6 protein-coding genes and 1 pseudogene are annotated in these 8,146 nt (G+C 39.4%); all 7 read left to right on the top strand.

Annotation, left to right across the window (positions count from 1 at the left end; translation table 11 throughout):
- Nucleotides 1-690: pseudogene (locus ACFIKE_RS04530) on the top strand (hypothetical protein); the annotation flags it as partial.
- 28 nt (nucleotides 691-718) lie between these two features.
- Nucleotides 719-3,925 (top strand): DEAD/DEAH box helicase family protein, encoded by a 3,207-nt coding sequence (locus tag ACFIKE_RS04525; RefSeq protein ID WP_375648489.1) that lies wholly within the window; start codon nucleotides 719-721, stop codon nucleotides 3,923-3,925.
- Nucleotides 3,926-4,387: 462 nt separating this feature from the next.
- Entirely contained in the window at nucleotides 4,388-5,731 is a 1,344-nt protein-coding gene (locus ACFIKE_RS04520; RefSeq protein WP_375648488.1) for an MATE family efflux transporter, read from the top strand.
- A gap of 166 nt (nucleotides 5,732-5,897) precedes the next feature.
- Entirely contained in the window at nucleotides 5,898-6,107 is a 210-nt protein-coding gene (locus ACFIKE_RS04515; protein WP_375648487.1) for a hypothetical protein, read from the top strand.
- Nucleotides 6,108-6,114: 7 nt separating this feature from the next.
- Nucleotides 6,115-6,219: a hypothetical protein gene (locus tag ACFIKE_RS04510; RefSeq protein WP_375648486.1), complete on the top strand. Its 105-nt coding sequence runs from the start codon at nucleotides 6,115-6,117 to the stop codon at nucleotides 6,217-6,219.
- 482 nt (nucleotides 6,220-6,701) lie between these two features.
- Nucleotides 6,702-6,824 carry a hypothetical protein gene (locus ACFIKE_RS04505; protein WP_375648485.1) on the top strand — a complete coding sequence of 41 codons (123 nt, stop codon included), beginning with the start codon at nucleotides 6,702-6,704 and terminating at the stop codon, nucleotides 6,822-6,824.
- Nucleotides 6,825-6,888: 64 nt separating this feature from the next.
- Entirely contained in the window at nucleotides 6,889-8,139 is a 1,251-nt protein-coding gene (locus ACFIKE_RS04500; RefSeq protein WP_375648484.1) for an MFS transporter, read from the top strand.
- The last annotated feature ends 7 nt before the right edge of the window (nucleotides 8,140-8,146 follow it).

Genomic DNA, 8,146 nt, shown 5'->3' with positions numbered 1-8,146 from the left:
GACAACGACATCATTCTCGATTTTTTCGCTGGCTCTAGTACAACAGCGCATGCAGTGATGGCTTTGAATGCCGAAGATGGTGGTAATCGCAAATTCATCATGGTGCAATTGCCTGAATTATGTGATGAAAAGAGCGAAGCCTATAAAGCTGGTTATAAAACTATCTGCGATATAGGTAGCGAACGTATTCGCCGCGCTGGTACACAAATCAAGCAAAAGCATGAAGCAGAACTCACAAGCGAGCAGCCTCTAGACACCGGATTTCGCGTTCTAGAGCTCGATAGTTCCAACTTTTCCATATGGGACGATAGCCCGATTGATCCGAATGCACTTGATGTTAAAGAAAAATTGCAAATGCGCTTGGATCATATTTTGCAGGGGGTGAATCCCGAGCGCTCTCATCAAGATATTATCTTCGAAATCATACTTAAATATGGTTGGCCACTGGATTTAAAAATTTATCCTTTACCAATCAATGGCAAAAAATTCTATTATATAGGCGAGAGCGAAGGCGATGTCTTGGTAATTATAGCTATAGACCCGCCCTTTGAACCCGAAGATGCGGAAGAGATGATAAAGTATTTGCCCGTAAAAATCGTAGCGCTTGATGCGGCCTTTAAAAGTGATGAGGCGCTTATTAATTGCGATTTTATCTTTAAAGACAATGAAGTAAGTTTTGATAAAATTTAAACTATAGAGAGACGATTGGGGCGGCGATATGAAACTTAAATTTAAACAACAAGAATTTCAAAATGATGCGGTTAAAAGCGTCATTGATTTATTTAAAGGCCAACCACGACGGAATTCTTCTATTTTCTTGCATTTAGAACAAGGACAATTAGCGTTAAATGAATTTGGTTGTGGTAATCAATTATTAATTAGTGATGAAAGCATATTAGCAAATCTACAAGAGGTGCAACAGAACAATAAACTCTTGGCGAGTGAGACGCTAGAGCAAAAGCAGTTTTCTATTGAGATGGAAACGGGAACAGGCAAAACTTATGTTTATAGCAAGACGATTTTTGAGTTAAATCAACGCTATGGCTTTACCAAATTTATTATTGTCGTACCAAGTGTTGCTATTCGCGAAGGGGTATATAAATCACTTCAGGTAACAAGAGAGCATTTTCAAGCAGAGTTTGATAATCTGCCCTATCGTTATTTTATTTATAATTCAAAAGATCTTTCGCAAATTCGTCAATTTGCAAGCTCTACCAATATTGAAATTATGATTATCAATATTGATGCATTTAAAAAAGCAGAAAATATTATCAACCTTCCGCAAGATAGACTGAATGGCGAAAGTGCTATGCGTTATATCCAAGATACAAAACCGATTGTGATCATAGATGAACCGCAATCGGTGGATAATACAGCAAAAGCGAAGGAGGCTATTGCGAGCCTTAACCCGCTTTGTGTTTTCCGCTATAGTGCCACGCATAAAGATGAGATTAATCTTTTATATCGTTTAACACCTGTTGATGCTTATCAAAAAGGACTGGTAAAGCAAATTTGTGTTTCTTCTAATCAGATAGAGCAAGATTTTAACCGTCCCTATATTGCCTTGAAATCCGTATCACACAAACATGGCTTTAAGGCGCGCTTAGAGTTGGATATTGCGGGAAAGAATGGCACTGTGAGCCGCAAAACAGTTACAGTGAGACAAGGCGATGATCTGTATCGCGTTACGGGCGGGCGTGAGCTTTATAGGGGGTATATTGTTTCGGGTATCAATTGCATGGCGGGGGATGAAGCCGTTGAGTTTTCTGATACTGAAATTGTCAAGTTTGGCCACGCGCTTGGTGATGTGAATATAGTAGAGCTTAAACGCGCGCAAATTTATCGCACTATAGAAACACATTTAGATAAAGAATTGCGGCTTGCGCCTTTAGGTATTAAAGTTTTATCACTTTTTTTTATTGATGAGGTGGCTAAATATCGTAGCAATGATGAAGAGCCAGCACTTTATGAGCGTATGTTTGAAGAATGTTATGAAGAGCTGTGGGCGAAAAAGAAATATGCCTCCTTGCGAACTAAGTTTGCGCAAAATGTTCGAAACGTACACGGCGGTTATTTCTCGCAAGACAAGAAAGGCGTGTATAAGGATACAAAGGGCGACAGCCAAGCTGATGATGACACTTATAACACGATTATGCGCGATAAGGAGTGGTTATTATCTTTTGCATGCCCCTTGCGTTTTATCTTTTCGCATTCGGCATTAAGAGAAGGCTGGGATAATCCGAATGTGTTTCAAGTGTGTATGTTGATTGAGCAAAAATCGAATTTTACCGCGCGGCAAAAGATTGGTCGCGGTTTGCGTTTGTGTGTAAACCAACAAGGTGAGCGGGTGGAAGATAAAGATATAAATGTGCTGCATGTCATGGTGAATGAAAGCTTTGCTGAGTTTGTGAGTACATTGCAAAAAGAATTAGAGGCGGATATTGGTTATAAATTTGGTACATTGCAGATGGAGGAGTTGGTTGGCTGTGTTTATGAAGATGTAAAATATATAGCCGCTAAAGTGGAAGTGTCACAAGCACAAAAAATTATTAAAACGCTTGTTGCAAAAGATTTGATTGACGAGGCGGGTATGGTTAAAGCAAATCAAGATTTGGTAGCGAATGAATTTGAAGTTATAGGGGCGGAGGAAATGCCACGCGAATTGCGTCAAGAAATTGTGAAAAAAATTGATGCGGGCGCACTTATTAATGTTGAGACGCTGCAAGATCTGACGTATGTGACAGCTGTGACGGAAACAAAGTTTATGTCTTCGCAAGAGGCTGCTGATGTATTGGCTGAGTTGCGTGAAAAAGCCTTGCTTACATCAGAAGGAAAAATTACAGATACATTAAAAGCACAATGGGCAGCGGGGACATTGGATTTAAGTGAACGTTTTAGTAAAGGGCAAAAGCGGGCTGTGATGCAGGCGCTAGAGGCGATCCAAGCCATGCCGATTATTCGTAATGCTACGCGCGAGGTGCGGGTTAAGCTTAAAAAGCAAACAGTGGCTTCGCCCGAGTTTTTGTCCTTGTGGGAGAAGATCAATAAAAAGACCACTTATCGTGCAAAGCTTGATCGCACAGAGTTTATTGCCAAAGCAGTGGATGCAGTGGAAAAAATGGCGCCAGTTGCGCCCGCGCATTTGGTTTATCAGACAGCAGAAATAGAACTGGATAGTGCTGGTGTGACCTATGAAGAGAAGTTATTAAAGCAGAGTGCGCTTGATTATAGTTTGTGTGCACTGCCGAACATTGTACATTATTTGACCTTAAAGCTGAAATTAACCGCAAAGACAATTATTGGTATTTTGACAAAGAGTGGGCGTGAGCATGAGTTTGTGAAAAATCCGCAAGCTTTTTTAGAGCGCATAGAAGAGATACTCAATAAAACCCACGTTAATCTTACAATTGATGGCATTAAATATTTAAAGCTGGTCGGGCAAGAATATAGTGTGCAAGAGCTTTTTACCAGCGAAGAGCTTGTGGCGAATTTAGAGCGTACAGCTGTTGTGAGTGAGAAGAGTGTGTATGATCATGTGGTTTATGAAAGCAGTGTGGAGAAAGAGTTTGCACAAAGTCTTGAAAATGATCCTGAAGTCAGATTGTTTTTTAAACTACCAAGAAGTTTTAAAATAGCCACTCCCATTGGTTCTTATACGCCTGATTGGGCGGTCTTTTTAGAGCGGGATGGCGAACAAAAGCTTTACTTTGTGCTGGAGACAAAAGGGGCAAACAGCGAGTTTGATTTGCGTCTTAAAGAAATGCTGAAAATTAAATGCGGCAAAGCGCATTTTGCTGCACTGCAAACGAGCGTTGCATTTAACGACCAGCCGGTGACAAATTGGCGTGAATATAAGCGTGGGGTGTCGGCGACGGACGGGGGTGGCAGGGGCGCCAAAAGTACTGAACTCGTTGCCGCGGAATGAAGTGGGGAGAATAAGTGGCCTGTGGCTAATGCGTTATATTTTTTTGAAATAAATTTTACGAATTTAAAAGTGTGAAGGTCTTGATAGGATCTATTTTTAAAGCAACAATAAGATAGATTAATATTCGTGGAGAGTGTTTATGGAAGTTGCAATTACCTAAGCTTTGTTGTTTGACGCGTCGGAAATCAGCCCTCTTCTGGTTGAGACTTGGCATGATATTTATGATGCTGTGCTTGGGGGCATAATGTTGTACAAAACATGCATGGCATGAAGTCCAAAAAACGAACAAAGGTGCATTGGCTTCTCCTTTAAGAACTGGGCATCTCCTCTTAGCTTAATGAGTTCTCATTATGCATCCTTTACACAAGATTTGCGGTGGAAAGACTTGACGGAAAAAATCAATCAGTTTTGTTTAAAAGATCTAGGCTTAATACCCCCTTCAATATGGAAGGGTATTTCACAATGTTTGTTGTGATGAAGCAATTGCTCTCTCTTGGCATGCCACTGGCTGTTGGGTTTATCTCTCAAATGATGATTTCCTTCACAGATGCAGCGCTTGTAGCACATTTAGGCGTTCAAGCCTTGAGTGGTACAATGTTGGCTCTGAGTATGTTTAGTTTTGTTATGTTGTTGGGACTAGGGATTATTACTGCGGTTACACCAAAACTTGCGGAAAGCTTTCGCAAACAAGATAAATATGCATTGAAGGCATGGTTTGATCAAGGAATATGGCTTTCCCTTTTGATTGGAATGGTGAGTGCTATTATTTTACTCAATACGAGGAATATTTTGTGTCTTCTTGGTCAAGATGAGGCAATTGCTCATATAGCGCAGGAATATAACAGGGGCGCTGCGATAGGAGTGGTGTTTTTTTATCTTTATGTGAATAGCCGCGGATTACTGTCCGCAATTGGTAATCCCAAGCCCTTAACTTGGATTATGCTTACCGCTATCCTCGTGAATTTTCTTATCTCTTGGCTGCTTATTTTTGGTATAGGTCCTGCAAGCGGCTTCGGTGTCTTTGGTGCTGGAATTGCGAGTAGTTTGATCCGTATTTTGATTGTTATTGCAGTGGCAATAATTCTATCTCGCAATTCTACTTTTCATTCCTTCCACTTTAATTATTTGAGACCAAAGTTAGAGATTTCACGAATAATACAATTGCTGCGCGTAGGGCTCCCCATTGGTGTACGTATTTTTATTGCGGAAGGCTTTCCTTCGGTCATTGCCTTCATGATTACGGCTTATGGGGTTCAAGCTTTGGCTGCTCATACGATAGGAATGCGTCTCGATATGCTTATTTCTGTGGTAGCTTTGGGAATTTCCAGCGCAGCCGCAACAATAGCAGCGTGGTATAGAGCAGATGGGAATCATATGGCTCTAAAACAGTTGCGTATGAGTGTTACAGTTTTTGCTGTCGCTTATGTTTTGTTTTTATCAGGGGTTGTTTATTTCTCTTATGAATTTATTCTTACAACCATCTTTGATATTTCTTCAGTCCGCGTTATTGTTTTTTCTTGGGAGTTGCTTCCGTTTGTTTTATTGTCTTTTGCTTTTGGCACTTTAGGAGCTATGCTCAATGGCATACTTGTGGGCTTGCTTGATACGTTTTGGTCAACCATTGTTGTAACAATAAGTTATTGGGGGATAGGCTTATTTGGGGGCGCGCTCATGGCACATTTTTTAAAATATGGCTTTATTGGCTATTGGTTTGGCATGATTAGTGCCAGCTTAATTGTTTCTATCTTTAATTATATGCGTGTGGGTTATTTAATAAAACGCAACCCTATGTTTGAGGCGGAGTGAGTGTTATAAAAGCACCGCAATGTCAAGTTGCTTCGGCTAAAGATGATTTTGAGGATGAAGTCCATACATGGAGACTTAACAGCAAAGATGTACAGGCTCGTTGTTAATGTCTTGCTGATGAAATGTATAGATTTTTAAATAATAAGGGTGTAGAATATGATCAAAGATGATAGGAAATACCGTTTCGTGTAGGTTGAGTGAGCGGCTGGATTTATTACCGAAACTGCCGCGTATTGTTCGTGTTTTTGACTCTAATGCAGAGGATAAAATAATCGCTGAATGTGCGCATCGTAATAAGATTGATCCCACATCTGTAAAATTAGGTCGTAAAAGGCAATCAATGGCTGGCGGTGGTCAACGAGAAAAATGTTTATGATCATGTGATGTGTGAGAGCCGTATTGAGAAAGAGTTTGCGCAAAATCTCGATAATGATCCTGATGTAAGATTATTTTTTAATTGCCAAGGAGTTTTAAAATTGCAACGCTAATTGGCTCTTACACCAGATTGGGCGGTATTAGAGCGTGAGAGCGAACAAAATTTATTTTGCGCATTTTGCGACACTTGAGATGAGTTTTGAGTGTAGTGCATAGCCGGTGACAAATTGGCGTGAATATAAGCCTACTTTGCCCGAAGCGGCGCATGAGTTTCCAAGTGCTGCGGTGGCTGTTGCAGAATGATTGGTGCATGAAATACTTAAACCTTGGCGCGGGGAGGAGAGCAAAGCTTTTTATATCAAAATAATAAATTGACAAAAGTTAGCTAATAAAGTTAGGTATATAAATACAATGTGTACTTCATGTTAAATTTAATCGTTTTCATTGGTGCACGAAATACTTAACGTAAGTGCGGGGAGGACAGCCAAACTTTTTATATCAAAATAATAAATTGATAAAAGCTAGCTAAAAAGTAGCTATAATGTGTACTTTATGTGAAATTTAATCGTTTTCATTTAATACAGGAGGTAAAATTATGAAAACTAAAGATGTGTATAAACCACTGAAAAAAATTCAAATTAAGCGGGTTGATGTTACTTCGCTTAAAGCCCAAACAAATGAGCAGAAAATGACTGCTCGACGCTCCCTTCTGAATTGAGGTTAAAAATATATAAAGCTGGCAGCAAAAAAAGCTGCCAGCTTTATAGCTTTTGGATATATTAATGACGATAGATTATGAAGTTAAAAAGTTGCTCTATGGCTGTGCGGCAATGAGCGGGGTTCGGCTGATTACAGGTTCATTCCATGCTTTTTTTTTCTTGTCTATGGGCGTTAGTATAACACAGTTAGCTTTATTGCAAATTGTGTTTAGCGTAGCTATTTGTATTTTTGAAGTGCCTTGTGGGATTTTAGGAGATAAAATCGGCGTTAAACAAAATGTTATCTTATCATGTTTCTTTTTTTCGCTCTTCTTCTTTTTATGTATCTACGCGCCTAATCTTTTTGTCTTAATTCCGGCAGAAATTATTTATGCTTTAGGCTTTGCTTTATGTTCTGGCGCTGATAGCACATGGATTAAAGGCTTAATTGATAGCGGTGGTTATAAGGGTAGTTTGATCTACCACCAAGTAAACGCCTATAAGCGGGAACTAACGGCATTCATGAATACGGTTGCTGGTGCGCTAGGTGTTCTTATTGTTTTGTGTATGGATAATTATCAGTCGGCATATTATTTTTGTTCTTTCGGGTTTCTCGTGCTTGTATTCTTGTTTAGTCGGGTGACGGGGATAGCTATTGCATCCGTTTCGAGTAGTCAGTCAATAGACTCAGGTTCTTTGTTGCATGCAACAGAAGCTTTTGCTTATTTAGTTACCTCAAAAATCGGGTTATATTATATATTGATATGTGGTTTTATTGTTGCTGCATTGCAGCCAATATTTCATTTTTGGCAACCTTTTATTTTGGGACAAACAGGAGTATTAGACAATGCAACAGGAAAGACTAAAATTCTTATTCTTGGCCTGTGCTTTGTGTCTTATACTCTCGTAAAATACTTATTTAATCGCTTTGTAATTAAATATCTTATGCAAAAATATGCTCCTATGGCGATAACTTTGTGCTCACTCGTCCTGAGTGCTGTTGTGATGCTTGCTCTGCTTCTCATTGCAAACAGTTGGGCCCCCCTTATTTTATTCACCGTATTTCACAGTTTTTTTTCTGTCCCCGTAACGCAGTTTGAAGCAGAATTTTTTAAACATATTCAACAAAAGAATGCAAATACGGTTTTATCCATTGTTAGTTTTCTTGCACGTATTTTTGGTATTTTAGCGCTTGTGCTGATTGGTTGGTTGGCAAACAATGTTTGTATAGAGGCTGCTTTTTGTTTCACCTTGCTTTGTATATGTTTAATTATCCCGCTTAATTTGGCCTGGCTTTATACTGATAAAAAGTTAATAAAAGACGAGGAGGTTTGAAAGTGAA

Source organism: Bartonella sp. MU70NMGDW, assembly GCF_042194085.1.
GTDB lineage: Bacteria > Pseudomonadota > Alphaproteobacteria > Rhizobiales > Rhizobiaceae > Bartonella > Bartonella grahamii.
The sequence above is the reverse complement of the archived record's forward strand: the minus strand, read 5'-3'. Positions and strand labels throughout refer to the sequence as shown.

Coding starts and splice junctions, on each gene's coding strand:
- ACFIKE_RS04525 (WP_375648489.1), top strand. CDS start 719: ATGAAACTTAAATTTAAACAACAAGAATTTCAAAATGATGCGGTTAAA.
- ACFIKE_RS04520 (WP_375648488.1), top strand. CDS start 4,388: ATGTTTGTTGTGATGAAGCAATTGCTCTCTCTTGGCATGCCACTGGCT.
- ACFIKE_RS04515 (WP_375648487.1), top strand. CDS start 5,898: ATGATAGGAAATACCGTTTCGTGTAGGTTGAGTGAGCGGCTGGATTTA.
- ACFIKE_RS04510 (WP_375648486.1), top strand. CDS start 6,115: ATGTGTGAGAGCCGTATTGAGAAAGAGTTTGCGCAAAATCTCGATAAT.
- ACFIKE_RS04505 (WP_375648485.1), top strand. CDS start 6,702: ATGAAAACTAAAGATGTGTATAAACCACTGAAAAAAATTCAAATTAAG.
- ACFIKE_RS04500 (WP_375648484.1), top strand. CDS start 6,889: ATGACGATAGATTATGAAGTTAAAAAGTTGCTCTATGGCTGTGCGGCA.